General features: G+C 41.9%; 16 protein-coding genes. 1 reads left to right on the forward strand and 15 read right to left on the reverse strand.

What is annotated here, in order from left to right:
* Positions 1–20: 20 nt before the first annotated feature.
* The 13 genes from QZ738_RS06105 to QZ738_RS06165 form a co-directional block, all read right to left on the reverse strand.
* The gene (locus tag QZ738_RS06105) at positions 21–665 is read right to left on the reverse strand and encodes an SCO family protein (RefSeq protein WP_293785678.1); all 645 of its coding nucleotides are present in this window, start codon (positions 663–665) and stop codon (positions 21–23) included.
* Between the two features lie 3 nt (positions 666–668).
* A complete protein-coding gene (locus tag QZ738_RS06110; protein WP_293785680.1) occupies positions 669–1,766 on the reverse strand; it encodes a PepSY domain-containing protein in 1,098 nt (365 codons plus the stop codon).
* An 11-nt stretch (positions 1,767–1,777) separates the two neighbouring features.
* Positions 1,778–3,964 carry a TonB-dependent siderophore receptor gene (locus QZ738_RS06115; RefSeq protein ID WP_293785682.1) on the reverse strand — a complete coding sequence of 729 codons (2,187 nt, stop codon included), beginning with the start codon at positions 3,962–3,964 and terminating at the stop codon, positions 1,778–1,780.
* A complete protein-coding gene (locus tag QZ738_RS06120) occupies positions 3,965–4,360 on the reverse strand; it encodes a hypothetical protein (RefSeq protein ID WP_293785684.1) in 396 nt (131 codons plus the stop codon).
* A 4-nt stretch (positions 4,361–4,364) separates the two neighbouring features.
* Positions 4,365–4,619, reverse strand: coding sequence for a YHS domain-containing protein (locus QZ738_RS06125; RefSeq protein WP_293785686.1), 255 nt, complete (start codon positions 4,617–4,619; stop codon positions 4,365–4,367).
* Positions 4,620–4,653: 34 nt separating this feature from the next.
* Positions 4,654–5,295 carry an SCO family protein gene (locus QZ738_RS06130; RefSeq protein WP_293785688.1) on the reverse strand — a complete coding sequence of 214 codons (642 nt, stop codon included), beginning with the start codon at positions 5,293–5,295 and terminating at the stop codon, positions 4,654–4,656.
* A gap of 19 nt (positions 5,296–5,314) precedes the next feature.
* Positions 5,315–5,818, reverse strand: a complete 504-nt coding sequence (locus QZ738_RS06135; protein WP_293785690.1) for a hypothetical protein — start codon at positions 5,816–5,818, stop codon at positions 5,315–5,317.
* A 39-nt stretch (positions 5,819–5,857) separates the two neighbouring features.
* Positions 5,858–6,784 carry a transporter gene (locus QZ738_RS06140; protein ID WP_367268564.1) on the reverse strand — a complete coding sequence of 309 codons (927 nt, stop codon included), beginning with the start codon at positions 6,782–6,784 and terminating at the stop codon, positions 5,858–5,860.
* Positions 6,785–6,793: 9 nt separating this feature from the next.
* On the reverse strand, positions 6,794–7,843 hold the full coding sequence (locus tag QZ738_RS06145; protein ID WP_367268565.1) for a cytochrome-c peroxidase: 1,050 nt from the start codon (positions 7,841–7,843) through the stop codon (positions 6,794–6,796).
* A 2-nt stretch (positions 7,844–7,845) separates the two neighbouring features.
* The gene (locus QZ738_RS06150; RefSeq protein WP_293785692.1) at positions 7,846–8,691 is read right to left on the reverse strand and encodes an MbnP family protein; all 846 of its coding nucleotides are present in this window, start codon (positions 8,689–8,691) and stop codon (positions 7,846–7,848) included.
* Positions 8,688–9,755 carry a cytochrome c peroxidase gene (locus tag QZ738_RS06155; RefSeq protein WP_293785694.1) on the reverse strand — a complete coding sequence of 356 codons (1,068 nt, stop codon included), beginning with the start codon at positions 9,753–9,755 and terminating at the stop codon, positions 8,688–8,690. The genes QZ738_RS06150 and QZ738_RS06155 overlap by 4 nt, the downstream gene beginning before the upstream one ends.
* Before the next feature lie 38 nt (positions 9,756–9,793).
* Positions 9,794–10,576 (reverse strand): MbnP family protein, encoded by a 783-nt coding sequence (locus QZ738_RS06160; protein WP_293785696.1) that lies wholly within the window; start codon positions 10,574–10,576, stop codon positions 9,794–9,796.
* 215 nt (positions 10,577–10,791) lie between these two features.
* On the reverse strand, positions 10,792–11,007 hold the full coding sequence (locus QZ738_RS06165; protein ID WP_293785698.1) for a hypothetical protein: 216 nt from the start codon (positions 11,005–11,007) through the stop codon (positions 10,792–10,794).
* 568 nt (positions 11,008–11,575) lie between these two features.
* On the opposite strand from QZ738_RS06165, the gene QZ738_RS06170 reads away from it, so the two are divergent.
* Positions 11,576–12,142: an RloB family protein gene (locus QZ738_RS06170; RefSeq protein ID WP_293785699.1), complete on the forward strand. Its 567-nt coding sequence runs from the start codon at positions 11,576–11,578 to the stop codon at positions 12,140–12,142.
* 686 nt (positions 12,143–12,828) lie between these two features.
* On the opposite strand, the gene QZ738_RS06175 is transcribed toward QZ738_RS06170, so the two are convergent.
* Positions 12,829–15,792, reverse strand: coding sequence for a DEAD/DEAH box helicase (locus QZ738_RS06175; protein WP_293785701.1), 2,964 nt, complete (start codon positions 15,790–15,792; stop codon positions 12,829–12,831).
* Between the two features lie 5 nt (positions 15,793–15,797).
* A complete protein-coding gene (locus tag QZ738_RS06180; protein ID WP_293785703.1) occupies positions 15,798–16,535 on the reverse strand; it encodes a PDDEXK nuclease domain-containing protein in 738 nt (245 codons plus the stop codon).
* Between the last annotated feature and the right edge of the window lie 192 nt (positions 16,536–16,727).

Below are 16,727 nucleotides of genomic sequence, written 5' to 3' on the forward strand. Positions count from 1 at the left end.
ATGACCAGCAGCCGTTTCATCTAATCCTTGAACTCCTCCTTTAAAAGCACGGAAATATCGGCAATCAATCGTTCGGTTTCACCTGGATCTGTTCCGTCATAAACGCCCCGGATATGCCTATTCGTGTCAATCAATAAAAGTCCTCCACTGTGCACATAGCCGCCTGGCGCCGAGCTATCGGCAAAAGCAGCAGAAAAATAACTGTTTACCGCAATCGAATAGATTTCTTCTTTTTTCCCAGTCACAAAAAACCACTTATTACCAGCCACCTCCAGGTGCTCGGCGTATTGTTTCAGCTTTTCCTGAGTGTCGTGTTCAGGATCTATGGTATGGGACAGAAAAAAAATCCGCGGGTTACCTGAATAAGCCTGATAGGTTTTTTTCATCTCGACGGCCATTCTCGGACATATTGTCGGGCAGGAGGTAAAAAAGAAATCGGCTACATAGATCTTGTTCTTGAAAGTACTGTTGGTTACTACTCTTCCATCCTGATCAAGAAAGGAAAAATCCGCAATAACAGGATAAACCGCCTTCCCGTGTTCGAAATGCATTTTTCCAAGGTAGGGCAGTTTTTTCTCTTCGCCCGAACAGCCGGAAAGGATAAGTAAAAAAATTACCGGCACTAATGCCGAAAGAAAAGCAGATGAGGTTTTAATAGATTTCATGGGCTATCTTTTTTTTCTTTTTAACCATAGCAAAGCCCCGCTTACAGATAGAAAACCCGGCGTAAGGCCAAAGATTACATAAATCCATTTTAAGATATCCCCTCCAAAAGCGCCCGCATGAAGTTCATAAGCCATATACTCAAACCGATCGGATAGACCCTGTTCATCTATTACTGTCTTACCTTTCATTTCTCCGGTCTGCACATCGAAGGTAATCCCGCTGGCTTTTCCCTGCAAAAGTACATTGGTGGTCTGGGGCATATGTCCCCTTAACAGGATATCAGCACCCTTTACCGTTGGAATATTTACCGCGATCGGAACAAATCCCGGAATGTTTTTACAGGCCCGTGCTACCAGGCTATCGATATTTGCGGGGACTTCATAATTTGCCTGCTGCTTTGGAAGCGACCACATCGAAGGGCTGAAATATTCCCTTAACATCCAGAAACCGGTAAAAAACAGGATAATATTGAACAGCAGTGCCCAAACGCCGACAATGCGGTGCAGGGAGGAAATACCCGTACTGTAGCTCTTAAAGTTCAGCCCGGCTTTAAAACGGAGCGCCTTCCAGAAATGTTTGCGGTAAATGATAGCGCCGGTAAACAGCGATAGCAGCATCACAAGGCCAATAATCCCGCTGAGCAGCATTCCCGGAATACCCAGCTGCAAGCTATAGTGAAGGGTATAGAGCCAGCGCAGAAAGGAAGGCGAAAACTGATCATAACCACCCTCCCTCAAGATTTTTCCGCTATAGGGATCTACAAAAACATAATACAGATAGTTATCGGTGACTTTTTGTTGCCTTTTGTAGAGCATAAACTCATAACTGTCATATCTGTCCCTGGGAAAATCGTGCAGGACGAGCTTTTTAAGGTTCGGATGGCTATGCAGTACCATGCGGTAAAGCTCATCGGCAGGGATCTTTTTTTCTCCGGGAACAAGCCTGTGCAGCTCAGGATTAAAATAGCGGTCAAGTTCATGCCTGAAAACCAGCAGCGAGCCGCTCAGTCCATAGAGCAGGAAGAATAATCCTGCTGCAAGGCCCAACCAGCCGTGGAGCTTAAAGGATATCTTTGTTATGCGCTTCTTCCAATCCATCATTTAACTCAACATTAAAATTTATAGCCAACATTCAACCTAAACTCCCTTGGAGGATAAGGCACATAGGCGTAAGTGCCAATGGTAGATGAAGAAGGGGTAATCCATGCGCTTCCGTAATTGAACCTGTTTAAGATATTGTTTACCATTCCGTTTACGCTGAAGTGGCCATGCGACCAACCTATACCAGCATCTAACCTGAATACAGGTGCAAGCGCTAGTTTTTGAAGTTCGTAACGGCCGGCCCTGCCCACCTGCAGCTGGTATCCTGCTGATATGGATAAGCCCCGTACCTGCTCAATCGGCAACAGATAATTTAGCCAGGTATTCTGGATATGCTTCACCGTAAAAGGTGTTGTTAGCCCTACCCTTGCTTTATTTTCATCCTTTGAAATATGGCTGTCGGTATAGGCATAATTGATTACCGTGTTAAGTCCTTTAACGATTTCTCCTTTCAGGTCAAACTCTATCCCTTTCGAAGTGGTCTGCCCGAGCTGCGTCTGGATATTGGTTGAGGGGTCAGTTACTTTAACATTATCTCTGATAATCCGGTAAAGGGAAACGGTGGTATTCCATTTTCCGCCCATCCAGTCTTTTTTAAGACCTGCCTCTATATTCTTACCCTTTAGCGGCTTGAATGCTTCGCCGCTCGTAGTATTTACGCCACTCTGCGGGGTAAAGGTCTGATCAAAAAGTGCATAGACAGAAAAATCAGGCACCAGCGAATAACTCAATCCCAATTTTGGCGTAAAGGCAGTATTTTTGGTTTCACCCAGACTGGTTTTTGTAGGGCTTTTCTGTACACCGGTTTCACTAAAGGTCAGTCTTGCTCCTAAAGTAACCCGTAATTTATTTTCAAACATCCCAAGTTCATCCTGCAGGTATGCCGCCTGATAAGAGATCGTCTGCTGGTCTGTGGCAATCTCTGATAATGCTCCCGTTCTCACGTTGGCATCAAAAGAAATCCCGTAAACAGGATTGTTTGCATCCAGGGGATAAAGGGTCTGATTGGCGGTAGGGTCTCCAGATCCGGAATAGGAAATGAACTTTTTACGGTTGATATCTATCCCGCCCAGCAACTGGTGACGAACCATACCGGTAGAAAATTCACCGCTGATATAGGGCTGGATAGCAAGCACATCGGTATTTAAACGCTCATAAGTTGCCCTTCGCATAATCAGGTTGGGCTGCGCCGCATTATAGCGGGAAACAAAAAAGTAGGTACCCTCCAGGTGATCCCTGGCATAAGCGGTATTTATCGTCAGGTGCCAGTTTTGGTTAAAGGAATTATGATAGCTTAAAAAACCATTGTGTTCAATGGATTTAAACGGCGCCTTATTGGGATCGTTTATGGTAAAATCAACCGGCAGGCTCGCAAATCCATTGGGCGCAAATACGGTAGCGAAATACTGCTGGTACCGCTGGTCCTGGAAAACATATTCTGCAGAAACATAAGAATGGTCGTTGATATTGAACCTGATTACCGGATCTACCACAAATTTATCATTGAAATTATATTTCTGGAAAGATTTGGACTTTTGTCCGGCGGCATTTAAACGGTATTGCCACTTTCCGGCCTTATCCAGGTTCCCATCCAGATCTGCATTGAGGCGGTATAGGTTAAAACTGCCTGTAGTGAGACTAATCTGATGGCTTTCGGTGCCGGTAGGCTGCTTGGTGAGCACGTTATAAGAACCGGCAGGATCAAAGAGACCATTGATATAACTCGATGGGCCTTTAATAAATTCTACCCGGCCGATAATGGCCGCATCCTCTGCGCTGGGACCTGCATAGATCATGGATAGGTCCAATCCGTTGCGCATAGGGGTAATCTGTGCTCCACGCATAAATACCGAAGAATTGTACATATCTGCATTGTTGTTTCGCAATGCCCCGCTCACGTTTCGCGTCACGCTTTCGTTGATGGTTATCGCCTGCTGGTCGGCAATGAGGCTCTGATCAATCTCCTGAATGTTCTGCGGCAGCTGAAGTAGCGAGGTGCTGAGCTTCAGCGCAGCTGACGACTTGTTCAGGTTATACCGGCGGTAATAGCGCGAGCTGATCCTGACTTCGTCCAGTACCTTTGCCGCTGTATCCGATATTGACTTCACGGTGTCCTTTTTTACCTTTGTTTTTTGCTGGGCACTCACTGTGGCCGTTAAGGCTAAAAAACACAAGCCCGTAAAAAATATCCTTTTCATCTAATCTTTTTTATCACTGCATATCCCAACAATGGTGTGGAAACAATCATGTACCTGCTTAAGCTGAGCTAAAATCAATTTATCGCCAGATTTACCTTTAACGAGCTTGTCCAGCGCTGCAGTTTCCAAATAAAGCTTATGGACAGCCGGGATAATTCCAGGCCTCGAAAATTCCACCGGAATATCGGATTTGTGAAGCAACACAGCTTTTTTCAATAGTTCGCCTGAACGTTTTTTTACAGGAAAGAGGTTTCCCTCCTCTGCCGGGTGAAAAGTCTGCGAAATAACAGTATGAAAATTTTCAAGTGCAGGCCATTTATCAAAGCTTTCCTGTGCCTTGAGGTTTAGCGAAAAAAGGACAATGCCAAAGGCTATAACCAATAGTTTCTTTATCATCTGGCTATTTCTTGATGTATTTTTTAGGTTCAATGGCAAATTTTTTCCTACAGCTTTCCGAGCAGAATCCATATATTGTCTTTTCATATACAGCTGTTCTGGTATTACCTGCTTTTACCTTCATTTTGCATACCGGATCGCTATCGTCTTTTTTCAACGTGTCCGTCTGCAGGGTTTCGCTAACAACCTTATCGTTTGCCTTTGTAGCAGAGATACTCAGCAGCAGCACTACCCCTAGCATATACATTATTTTTTTCATCTTTTTTATTTTTTGTTGTTCAAGCTTTGATCTTTTATCTTTCTTTCAACAGGATATCCATATCTGCCATGAGCTGTTCTACCTGATCGGCCTTGGTTCCGTCATAGGCTTCGCGAACCCTTCGATGCTTATCGATAAGCACCAGATAGCCCTGGTGGACATAACCACCGGGAGCGGCCTTGTCTTCCAGAACCGAAACCAGGTAATCCTTTTGTGCCATGGCGTAAACGATGTCTTTTTGGCCCCATACAAACTGCCATTGTTTGCCGTCTGCACCAAGCTTGGAACGGTAGGTCTTCAGTCTTGATGGAATATCATAACGGTAATCTATGGTGTGGGATAAGAACATCACCTCAGGATTGTCCTTATATTTTTCATAGACCTTTAAAAGGTTGCGGTGCATAACCGGGCAGATGGTCGGGCAGGAAGTAAAAAAGAAATCCGCCACATAGATCTTACCATCAAAATCTTTATTAGTCACCATTACGCTGTCCTGGTTTAAAAAGCTGAAATCCGATATCGTCTTGTAAACGGTATCAATCACGGGCTTTCCGTCCACCATGGTCTGCTTTACCCCATCTGGGATTAGCGGCAGCCGGCGTTCGCTCTGCCCGCACGCGGAGATCATGATTGCCAGCGCAAGCACCAACATTATTCTTATGCGCTCTTTACTCATCTCTTGCTTATATTAAAAATCAATGTTTACTGTGATCATGTTTTGCCTCTTGCGAAGTGGGTTTAAGGTTAAACTTTTTCAGGTAAGCATCCGATTCATCCAGGGCATGTTTGTACTCATTATCAAGCTTTTTGATCTTGGTCATCTCCCCCTGAAAATACTTTACCGCCTCTGCATTGCTCTTGCCCTCGATATCCGGCTGGAAACCATGCATCCAGTCCATCATATTATCATCTGCCTTGCTCAGCTTTGCAATCAATAAATTGATTTTGTTTTTTTCTTCAGCGGTATCAAGATCGGGCTTTATCTGTTTTAGTTCTTTGAGTTTTACCCTGGCAAAGGTATCCAGAACCATCCTGTTCTTTACTGCCTTTTCCCCATCCCCCATCACCTTATCATGAAGATCCATCACCTCCTGACGGACGGTCTTGTAATCGGGTTCACTTTTGCATCCGGTAATTACTGCTGCGCAGAGCGCCAGTAGGCCAACTGCCAGGGAACATTTTTTGATCAGATTTTTCATATCCTTAAAATTTTAATTTCAATTAACTTTTTACATCGCTTAAAACGGAACGCTCATGTGTACCATCAGGCGGTTTCCGGCATATGCCCTTCCCCCTGCCAGGTTCTGCGACCTGACGTTCTGGTAATTGGCGCCTACGGAAAGTCCCTTCATGGCAACCTCTAAACCTGCAACGGCAGAGAGCGAATAGCCGCCCGAAACCTCAACCATATATTTTTTGTTCTCCACATCTTTATCTGCGGTTTCGTACAGTACCCCTGCATTAGGGGCTACGGTTACGGTATGGGCAATACGGAATTTATAATATACGAGCGCGTTTGCAGTAAACTTATTGCCGTAACGGTACGCATATTTATTTTCGGTATTTATTTTATAGTTGGCATTCAGGTTCATTCCCAGGTCGTTGTAGCGGATATCATAAGCCGCATTGACCGTAAAATCGGTACTTGCTGTGCCCAGTTGAAAGTTGTTCGGGGACTCCTGAACGGCCAGGCGTTCGGTCGGTTCATATTTTCCGGTAGGCACCTTAATACCCGCTCCTATCCATAAAGACTGGACAAGCAGTTTCTCGCCAAGGGTTCCGCTGTGGTTGAACAGATTATAGTAACCCATCACCGCAATATCACCAAGTCCGTTCTTCCTGCCACTTGCTTCCTGACTTTTACGCTCGTTGAAGTTATAGGGGACAAAAGCTAAAACCCTGAACTTCTTCCCAAAATTCCATCCGCCCCAAAGTTCGGCGCTCTGGTAGGTTTCGTCCGCGGTCAAAGGCGTGCGCTCGCCCCCGGGCCCAAGGTGGGTCTGCAGGGACTTGTACTGATAACGCAGCCCTAGAAACCGCTTGTTATATTCAGGTAGGATCCCGATGTAGTAGCTCCCTACCCCACAGCCGCAGATATCGCAGGCCAGGGAGGGAAAGCTAAGCGCCATCAGAAAGATCCAGATTATTGTTTTTTTAATGCTCATGCTAAATTGTTATTGTTCGGCCAGGGCCGGATTGTTTATAAAAGCCTCATCGTTCAGTGTGGATAAGAATGCCAGGAGTTTGCTCTTGTCATCATCACTTAGTGCGATGCCAAGCTTAGCTCCGTTTTTTAAGATCGGATCCAGGTTTGGCAGGTCCTGCACCTGCGAATTGTAATGTTCCAGTACGCCGTCAAGAGTCAAAAACCTGCCATCATGCATGTAAGGCGCTGTATATTTCAGGTTTCGGAGTGACGGTGCCTTGAACTTGTACCTGTCAGTTGCGATCAGCGTCGCAGTATATAATCCTTGGTCGTTAATGGGACTCAAAGAGAGCCCATTATTGTGAAAGGATCCGTCGGTAAACAAAGGCTCACTGTGACAAGAGGCGCATTTCTCCTTAAACAGCAGATAGCCTTGCTGCTCCTGCGTGGTAAAGGATGCACCCGCTTCCTTTCTCATCACTTTATCATATTTGGAATTGCTGCTGATGCACATCACCATAAACTGCGATAGAGCTTTCATCATCCTTGCGGTGGTGATTTCCTCAGTACCGAAGGCGTTCTTGAATAGGCTGGTATATTTTGGCAAAAGCCTCAGTTTTGCCATCACGTTATTCACGCTTTCATCCATTTCCTCATGGGTGGTAATGGGCACAATAGGCTGCAGGTCGAGGTCAAATACACCTCCGCCCCACATAAAGGCTTTATTCCAGGCCAGGTTCATAATTGGCGGAGAGTTCCGGGTACCGAGACGGTCATCTATGCCATGGCTCACATCATGCCCATGCTGCGTAAAAGCAGAAGACTGGATATGACAGGAGCCGCAGCTTACCGTATTATTCCTGGAAAGTCTTGCTTCATAAAAAAGGCTCCTCCCCAGCTCAAAGCCTGCCTTGGTTACCGGATTGGCAGAGAGGTTGTAAACCGGCTCTGGAAAATTGGCCGGTTTCTGAAAACCCAGGAAAGTTTCGATCTGCTCTTGCACCATATCCCTCTTCTTGCAGGCGTAAACAAAAAGGCATAGCGAAAAAATAATCAAGAAATGTTTTTTACTCATCATGCCTAGTTTTCGGTGTGGTCGTGTCTGAACATACTGGTTAGGTTTTTTGCAATGTTTACGCTGTAGTCGCTGAACATCACATTGGGATGCGCGGCGATACTAAAACTGTTAGGGCCGTTAAAGACCTTCATCGCGTCAACAAAAAGGTGAACGTTGCTCTGCCTGTCCTTTCTCACTCTGGCAATACCTGCCGTGGTCAGATCCACCGTGATGGTCTTGATGTTGTTGATCGTAGGCGCTGAATATCCACCAAAGCCGCCGATATGGTATTTGAACTGTTTCTTTCCGGTCGGATCACCGTTTACGTCATCGGAGATCACTCCGGAATTTCCTTCGAACCTAAAAAATATGTATCCAGAGTTCCAGCCCCAGTACATACCGCCGGTATCGTGGTCACCTGAAGGATCCAAAACGCCGGTGCGTTTGTCAATCCCCATGGTACTGCGCAGACTGTCTACCCCTAAGGTAAAGGTCAGCCTGGTATAATCGCCCTCTGGAACGCGGACCTTTGCAAAACGCGTAGCTTTATCAGATGATTTGATCATAAAGTAGCTACTGTCCTGTTTTACCACATATTCTTTGCCATCCGAGGTCGCTACCTTGATGTTGCTAATATAATATTGAAGCATCGATACGGTAAACTTTTCCCCCGCTGCATTGGTATAGGGTGTGGCGGTATTGTTAAAGGTTAGGGTACGGTCGCCGATAATGTTATCGAACTCTACCGAAAACGGCGCCAGATTGCTTTCATTGAAGTCCGGGGCGACATCTTCACTTTTTTTGCATGAGCAGATCAGCAATACTGCTGAGCTTAAGAGAAGCGTAATGGTGTATTTGAATCTTATCATGGCAAATTGGGTTTGTTAAATTTTGTATTGCGGATGAAATCCTCATCCGTGAGTGTATTTAAAAAGGCAATGATATCGCTCTTGTCCTGTAGCGATAGCGGAATGCCTGCCTGACCGCTGTTCTGGAAAAGCAGTATATCGGTAGTAGGCGAAACCTGGATGCCACTATTATAATGCTCGATTACCTCAGCAAGGGTTTTTATTCTCCCGTCGTGCATGTAAGGAGAGGTAAGGGCGATGTTTCGCAGCGTTGGCGTTTTAAACTTTCCAAGGTCCAGGGGATTATAAGTAATCCTGGATCTACCCTGGTAAAGGCCATCGAGCGAAGCATTGCTGAAATCTTTATCAATCCCGTTATTATGGTAGCCATCATCGGTAAAAAGTTCGCCAGAGTGACAACTGCGGCATTTGGCGTTAACCAGTGCCATTCCCCTGATTTCGGGATCAGTTAACACCGAACCATTTTCTTTCCTGATGTATTTATCATACCTGGAATTTGCGGAGATGAGTGTTCTCTGAAACTGCGCGAGTGCTTTGACGATATTGGCTGATTTTACGCCGGTTCCAAATGCATCCTTGAAGCGTTTTACATAATCGGGTACAGCTTTGAGCTCATCTTCGAGTTCAGAGAGGTTCTGGTGCATTTCATCAGCACTGGTGAGCGGTCCGAAGGCCTGCGATTCCAGGTTGGTTGATCCACCATCCCAAAAAAGGCCGCTTTTTGCCCAGGCCAGGTTGATCAGTGCCGGCGCATGGCGTGGCAAGGTCTGTCCGGATTCGCCGATACTGCTCAACGCTAGCCCATCGCTGAAGGCAAGCTCCTGGTGATGGCAGGAGGCGCAGGAAAGCTTGTTGCTTCCCGAAAGCCGCGTATCGTAGAAAAGCAACCTTCCAAGCACAACGCCCTGCTCAGTTAGCGGGTTGTCCGGATCATCCAGCACCGCAGGAAAATTCGCAGGGATATCAAGCGCAATTTTTTTGGGAATAGTTTCACCTGCCATATCATTTACCTCTTCCTTTTTACAGGAAGAGATAAAGAATATAGCGGCACATGCCATCAGCATGGCAAAGCCTTTAAAGGACTTAAAATTTGCCACAGATATTACTGGGCAGATTTAACGGTAAACACTTTGCCTGAATAGTTTGCAGCAACAGCGGCCATAACAGTAGCCTGAGATGCACCTACTGAAGGGGTAGTCATAATGTCAACGCCATCTGTAATCTTGGTCACATCAGCATTCAACATAATGGTAGTTGATTTGGCTGAACCGATATGCAAGGTAGATGGCAGGTTAAGGGTTACTGTTTTAAAGTTGGCATTCAAACCGGTCTCCACTGCAATGGTTTTGGTAGCCCCTGCTTCCGTTACTTTTCCTTTCAATGAAGAGAAAATATAGCTGGTAGCCCACATCCATGAAACATTGGTCATCCCGTTAAGCTGAGAAAGCTCGCCTGCCTGCAGACTCAGGTTGTTATTGTATTTCTCCGGAACGCCAACAGAGAAACGGATTGATTTATAATCCCCTGCTGGAATGCCCGAAAGCTCAACGCTTTCTCTTTTGTTTGCAGGATAGATATAGGTGCTGTTTGTTTCAGCAGCCTTGTTCTCTTCAATCAGGTAATAACTGTTGGGAACGGCATACTCTTCGCCGCTTGCCTTAACCAGTACTACATTGCTTACCCAGTATCTTAGCTGGGTAAAGTTCCAGGTTTTAGTGCCTACAGTGAAATCTTTATCAAGCGCGAAATCTGTTGTACCCACAACGGCATCAAAGGTCAGGTTCGCCTTACCTTCGGTTTCTGTGGCTACTGCCAATTCAGAATCTTTTGAACATGAAGCAAATAAAAGTGTAGATAATGATATGATCGTTAAAAATTTTTTCATTTTTTTTAAATATAATTCGTTGGGGCATACCTATCGGATGCCATTAATGTATTGGTTTGTAATTTGGATTTTGAGGGAGATTATCCCGAAAATAAAATACAGGCCTAAACGCCAGCGCTTGTCAAAAATGGCAACGATGGATTAGAATTATACAAATGCCAAGCAATCAGAAAATTCCTGAATGCACACGGCAAAAAAAGATAAAGCAATTGGATTTAAGCCTGAGGACTTAAGGCTTTTGGTGGCTGGAATATAGAAAAGGCACGGTGCATCGTACCAAGCACCGGACGTTCAGGATAAATAATTTTGACTGCCGTACGTTTAAAGGTAAAGGATGAGGCAGCTGTAGGCAGCGCTTCCATGTAATGGCTCCGCTGGTTTTCCCTTTCCTGTTTTTTCTCCTTTTCCTCGGCCTGCTTTAGTTTCTTCATCAAAAAGCATTTGCCATTACAGTGCATCCATGGACGGTCCCGGTTCTCGCATAGTTTTTCTGATATATATTTCTGGTTTACCTCGAAACCGGCATAAATAAAAAAACGCGAAAAATTGGATCCGATCAGTGCAAACAATAAAGATATGGCAATAAACCTGTGCAACATTTCGCCGCAAAGATAAGGATTAACTACTCCAAAAATCAAACAAAACAAATAAATTACCATAAACCGCGTTCAAAAATCATGTTTCGCAAGATAATTTATTGGTTTAAGTCATTTAAACTATTAAATTTTAAAAATTCCCTTATTTAGTTGTATTGGTGACTTTGCTGTAAATTAATATCTTTGAGCTCTTATGTCTACATCAAAAATTAAAACTGCACCAGCTCAGAAGGCATGGTCAGCCGTACAAGTAGCTTCCCTTAGGAAAAAGACGCAAACATTAAACGAGGGCGAGAAAAAGCCTTAGAGAAAAGAAAAGCCTCTAAACTTAAACGACGTGCTGAACCAGTTTTAGAAAGGACAGAACAAGAAAAACCCATTCATCAGGATTTTCGTATTGTTTGTGAGGGCAAAAATTACAGAACCCAGTTATTTTAACCAATTCAAATTAGCCTCTGCCACCGTGGAGGCATTGGGTAAAGGATATAATACGCTTGCATGTGTTAAACATGCCATTCATCTGAGTCAAAAAAAGAAATATGATCAGATATGGTGTGTGTTTGACAAAGATGATTTCCCCAACAGCGATTTTAATGATGCAATTAAGCTGGCAAAAACAAACGGACTTAAGGTCGCATATTCAAATATGTCATTTGAATACTGGATGATATTGCATTTCGACGATCATCAGGGTGGAGGAATGCACAGGAGTCGATATGATGAAGTCATTAATAAGCACCTGAAACCATTCCACCTAGAATATGAGGGAGAAGACAGTAAATTAGTCACTCAAGACATCTTTGATGTATTGATGAGCAAGGGCCCAAAAACAGAAACCGATAGAGTATTGCTTGCCATTGAAAGGGCAAAAAGAAATTATGAACTTTTTGATCACACAAGTCCAGCGAACGAAGAATCTTCAACAACCGTTTTCGAATTAGTAGACGAGCTGCTTAAATATAAGAATTGATTTTCTTGATTCACTTCATTCAATTGACAATGTTTTCATGGTTATTTTTACTAATCATATTATCTGATAATTAGATTATAAAGCCTTTTTTTTCGATATTGCCCATCTACCTTATTCTTTACTACGTTTTCAAAATTCACCACAGCTTCACAATGCTCATAAAAGGTCGACATATTGAAGCTTGACCCTACCATAAGGAAACAGCACATTTTTGTTGTTTCCTTTTTTTACACCCATAAATCACTATATAATAATTAGTTGCACCTCTCCTTTTACCGGTTCGACATTTCCCAATCGGCTGCTCTATATCAAAATACAGTTGGGTCTAAAAAAATCTATCAAGCCTATACGAAGCGACTATTGACTTATTCAGCTTTTCCTTAAGGATCTCAACATCCTCTAATATCATTTTTCGGTTATGGATTTTGGCAATATGGTATAAAAAACTCAATATTACTGCAGTCTCTTCGTCGTTAACTTCAATGTTGTCTCTGGCAGATAACTTAATCTCCTTCTTATCAAGAAAAACAATATACTTTCAATTATCCCACTTTAAGCCATTTAGGATGAAGATTTTAACCATTGGCAATTTCACCATTAGCTATTCTAAGTTCTTACATCTTTCGTTTCGAACTAACTATTTGAAATTATATCAAAAAAAACTAAAATAAATTTAGCTTAAAATATTACAGCAGCCGTTCTTCCAATAGCCCTTTCCAAATTATAAACCCTTTATTGTTATCCAAATAGTCGTGATGTATTCTTGAAAAATTATGAGGATTCGTTTCCAAGTAGGCCTGACGCCCTTTTTCCCTAATGATGTTCAGTTCTTTATCAATCTGTTTAATAGTATGGGCCAAAACAGCTTTATTTTTGATGCTATGCCAGATATAAGTTGCTTCTTCGGTATCCAGCGTCTCTAAAATAATATGATAGTTTTCTTCTCCGGCAAGAAGAAAAACAAATGAAAACGGTTGCAGCACAAACCTTAATTTCATAATATTCCGCTCGTGTTTGTCTGCCAGAAACTGAATTTGTTTGGAGTGCTTATACTGTTTTCTCTTTAATAGGTCATGCAGAATACTTTCAGCATCAGGATAAATACTTTGTGTTTTTGAAGATTCGCTGGACGTAAGGATGTTTGTTTTTGATGTTGGGTTTTGATGGATAAAATTATTATTGAGAAATTGAAATTTTACGCTTTCCACAATTTCTTTGTTGATGTTGTCAATATCTTGTGAAGTAGCCATTTGAGATAGAATTACCCCATTTTCTGTTTCTGCGTAAATATCTATCGTTATAAATTTTGAATGAATTATCTTTGTAAAATACGGTTTCAGTACTTCAAATTCCGGTCTGAATTCTTCATTTTCTATTTCAAATTCAAACCTGAGGGTACTGTCTTTATCTATATATTCAAAACCAATATTCCCGTATTTAAAATCAAGATCTTCTATGGGTATTTTAATCTGTTTTTCGATTACCACGTATAATTTTTCTGGAACAGATAATGTTGGTTCGTCAAAAAGATCTGCCTGCCTAATTGTTTTACGATAGTAGGTATTTCTTTTCAAAAATAGCTTGTTCAAATAATCTATCTTCAAATCCCGGTAATCATAAATTATGGGATTAATTTCCGAACGCTGTACACGGCCAATATACTGGATCAGCTTGCCCTTAAAAGAAAATGGATAGACCAAAAATAAAGAACTAATGCTCGAAAGATCTGAACCTTCCCCAAAATATTGGCCCGTTGTAATCAGTACCTGAAAGTTTCCTTGCTGCAGAGTTGTCCATTTGGTTTTTTTATTGTTTTCAGAGTCATTCCCACTAAGAGTTATTACTTCATAGAACTGTTTTAGCAAGAGATATAATACGTCTATATGCTCTTTTCTTTCTGTAATAAGGACAATCCTTTTACCTAAAGCAAGTTCATTTTGGATATCTTTTAAAATTAAGTTGTTGCGCTGGGTGTCGTGGATGAGAATTTTTGAAAGGGTTTCAAAATTATCAATCTTGGAATTGAAAGGAACATCAAAATCCGTATTCCTAATGATAATCTGTGCATGTTTATGCTTTTCAACTTCATGGCTTAAAACTTCTGATATCACCTCACCCAAAAAAGCAAAAATTAATTTATCGTCATTATATTTCCGGAATGGGGTGGCGGTCAGGCCATAGAGGTAAAATGTTTTTATTTTTTCGATGGTAGCGCGATAGCTTTCGGCAGGAACATGATGACACTCATCGATTATAACAATTCCGAATAAATCTTCAATTCCTGCGAGTTGTTTGGGTAAACTCTGGATAGTTGCAATAGTAATCTGTTTTCCAATTTTAACTTTTCCTTGACCAATAATGCCTATCTCGTGTTTGGGTATCCCTAAAAAGGCCTGAACCCGTTCTTGCCATTGTTCTAACAACTGCTTGCGATGTACAACAATTAAAGCTGGTTGTTTCTTTTCTGCAATTATTTTCAATCCAATAATTGTTTTGCCTGATCCAGGTGGGGCAACTATTACTCCAAAATCTTTTTTTGAAACGATCTCCAGTACTTTATCCTGATGCTTTTTCAACTTTGTTACAAATTGAACAGGAATTAGCGGCTTTGATTTTCGCTGATCCTGAAAATCAAAATTCTGGTTCTGATCCTTGCAGAAACGCAAAATCCGACCTATAAATCCCCTTGGTATAACAATTTCGTTTTCTGTTTCTTCTACAAGTTTAAAATAGCGATCTATTCCAAAAGTATTTTTACCAGCTTTCTTCTTGATGAAAAATTCGGAATTGGCGAAATTCAACTCTTCTCTCAAAAAGTTGATCAACGGTGCAATTAAGTCATTTCTTTGAATACGTATATCTTTATCAAGTATGATGTTTAGTGCTCCATCCTTGCTTTTAGCATCTGCTACATTTTGCGGTAGAGAAATTTCTACATTCATTTTTTCCAGTATAGCTATCGATACTCTTTTTAAGCTTCTCAAGAATTGCCATTGATCGGTATAGGGCTCTAGCGTAACTGGGTTAAGGAAACAACTATTACCATTTTCCATTGCTGGTTTAAAAAAGGGTAATGCAATTAGGTTTCCTAGTCCTTTACCTGAAAGAAAATCCTGGTTGGGAAATAATCGGTCAAAACTGGAACTTTTATCAAACATTGAAAAGACGCCAGATTGTTCCAAAATGGAAATAAAAATCTTTCGACTTCTTATCGCTGGATATGGACTTTCGAAAAAAATCCAGACGTGACCACCATTTCCCGACCGTGGACGTTCGAGATAAGCTGGAATCCCTTTTTGTTCGCAGGCGTTCACGAAGGCTACAGCTTCTTTCTTCCAATTCTGCTTATCAAAATCTGCAACTAAAAATCGAGAAGTATTATCGATTAACAATGGATAGACTCCAATCTGCTGGATTCCTTTTATGTGTTTTTCTATTTCTGCATTATTAAATGGCAAGTAGGTTTTGTGCGGATAGTTTTGGAAGGTTCCTCCACTTATTTTGTGTTTTGCGTAATGGTATGGGTCATAGTGATAGGCTGGTATATAACCAGACTTCCCAGCTTTCTCCCATCGTATGGCAAATACATCCTCCCGTCCGCAGAAATAAGATTGGAACAAATGAATAGCGTCTAGGTCGGAAAGTGGCATATGTCTTAAAGGTTTTCACCATTTTGAAAATTCTCCATCTCTTTGCTAACCTCATCAAGTAATTGCTTTTCTGTTGGCAAATAAAGTTTGTACTGGCTGGCAATAATTTGTTTTTGTTCGTCAGGAAGGGTAAATTTTACAACTGCATCATTTTTATCGGCACAGAGCAAAATTCCAATAGTTGGGTTTTCGTGAAATAGTTTTTCGATGCGGTCATAGTAATTGACATACATCTGCAACTGACCGATATCCTGATGGGTTAATTTATGTGTTTTGATTTCAATGATTACAAAACATTGTAGCAAACGGTTATAAAATACCAGGTCTACAAAAAATTCATCACCCTCAATATGGATTCTCTTTTGCCTTGATACGAAAGAGAATCCATAGCCCAGTTCGAGTAAAAAGTCCTGCAAATGTGTGATAATGGCACTTTCTAAATCCTTTTCATAATAAGAGGACTCCCTTTTTAATCCGAGAAATTCCAGAAGCATCGGATCCTTAATTATTTCTTTGGCATCAACAGGCTGTTTTTCGTTTTTGGCAACAGCTAAAACACTTTCTTTATCATTGCTTAATAAAAGTCTTTCATAAAGATTACTATGAACCTGCCTTTCCAGTTGCCGCGACGTCCAGTTGTTCTTTTTTGTTTCAGCAACATAAAATTCTCTTTTTTCCTCATTGTCAACACTAAGGAGTAATTTATACTGTGTCCAACTCAGGGGCTGACTAAAAAGGTACAATGCTAATCTAGTCAGCTTTTTTTTCTATGGCTATAGAATACCTCACCGAACTTATTTTGTTGGCCAACTTTTGATCGACCTTACATGAAATTGGGATTAAAAGGCCTTATATAGCCATTTTCTCTTGTTTGATCTGAAGTTTTCTCAGGTTATGGGCCATCGCAACCAGGCTAAACTCTGTTTGCACTTTTT

This window comes from uncultured Pedobacter sp. (assembly GCF_913776295.1).
Taxonomy (GTDB): domain Bacteria; phylum Bacteroidota; class Bacteroidia; order Sphingobacteriales; family Sphingobacteriaceae; genus Pedobacter.

What these genes read in the sequence shown, in the direction of transcription:
- QZ738_RS06150 (WP_293785692.1), bottom strand. Translation starts at nt 8,691, where the DNA reads ATGATAAGATTCAAATACACCATTACGCTTCTCTTAAGCTCAGCAGTA.
- QZ738_RS06145 (WP_367268565.1), bottom strand. Translation starts at nt 7,843, where the DNA reads ATGATGAGTAAAAAACATTTCTTGATTATTTTTTCGCTATGCCTTTTT.
- QZ738_RS06110 (WP_293785680.1), bottom strand. Translation starts at nt 1,766, where the DNA reads ATGATGGATTGGAAGAAGCGCATAACAAAGATATCCTTTAAGCTCCAC.
- QZ738_RS06155 (WP_293785694.1), bottom strand. Translation starts at nt 9,755, where the DNA reads ATGCTGATGGCATGTGCCGCTATATTCTTTATCTCTTCCTGTAAAAAG.
- QZ738_RS06135 (WP_293785690.1), bottom strand. Translation starts at nt 5,818, where the DNA reads ATGAAAAATCTGATCAAAAAATGTTCCCTGGCAGTTGGCCTACTGGCG.
- QZ738_RS06120 (WP_293785684.1), bottom strand. Translation starts at nt 4,360, where the DNA reads ATGATAAAGAAACTATTGGTTATAGCCTTTGGCATTGTCCTTTTTTCG.
- QZ738_RS06165 (WP_293785698.1), bottom strand. Translation starts at nt 11,007, where the DNA reads ATGAAGAAACTAAAGCAGGCCGAGGAAAAGGAGAAAAAACAGGAAAGG.
- QZ738_RS06130 (WP_293785688.1), bottom strand. Translation starts at nt 5,295, where the DNA reads ATGAGTAAAGAGCGCATAAGAATAATGTTGGTGCTTGCGCTGGCAATC.
- QZ738_RS06175 (WP_293785701.1), bottom strand. Translation starts at nt 15,792, where the DNA reads ATGCCACTTTCCGACCTAGACGCTATTCATTTGTTCCAATCTTATTTC.
- QZ738_RS06105 (WP_293785678.1), bottom strand. Translation starts at nt 665, where the DNA reads ATGAAATCTATTAAAACCTCATCTGCTTTTCTTTCGGCATTAGTGCCG.
- QZ738_RS06125 (WP_293785686.1), bottom strand. Translation starts at nt 4,619, where the DNA reads ATGAAAAAAATAATGTATATGCTAGGGGTAGTGCTGCTGCTGAGTATC.
- QZ738_RS06115 (WP_293785682.1), bottom strand. Translation starts at nt 3,964, where the DNA reads ATGAAAAGGATATTTTTTACGGGCTTGTGTTTTTTAGCCTTAACGGCC.
- QZ738_RS06140 (WP_367268564.1), bottom strand. Translation starts at nt 6,784, where the DNA reads ATGAGCATTAAAAAAACAATAATCTGGATCTTTCTGATGGCGCTTAGC.
- QZ738_RS06160 (WP_293785696.1), bottom strand. Translation starts at nt 10,576, where the DNA reads ATGAAAAAATTTTTAACGATCATATCATTATCTACACTTTTATTTGCT.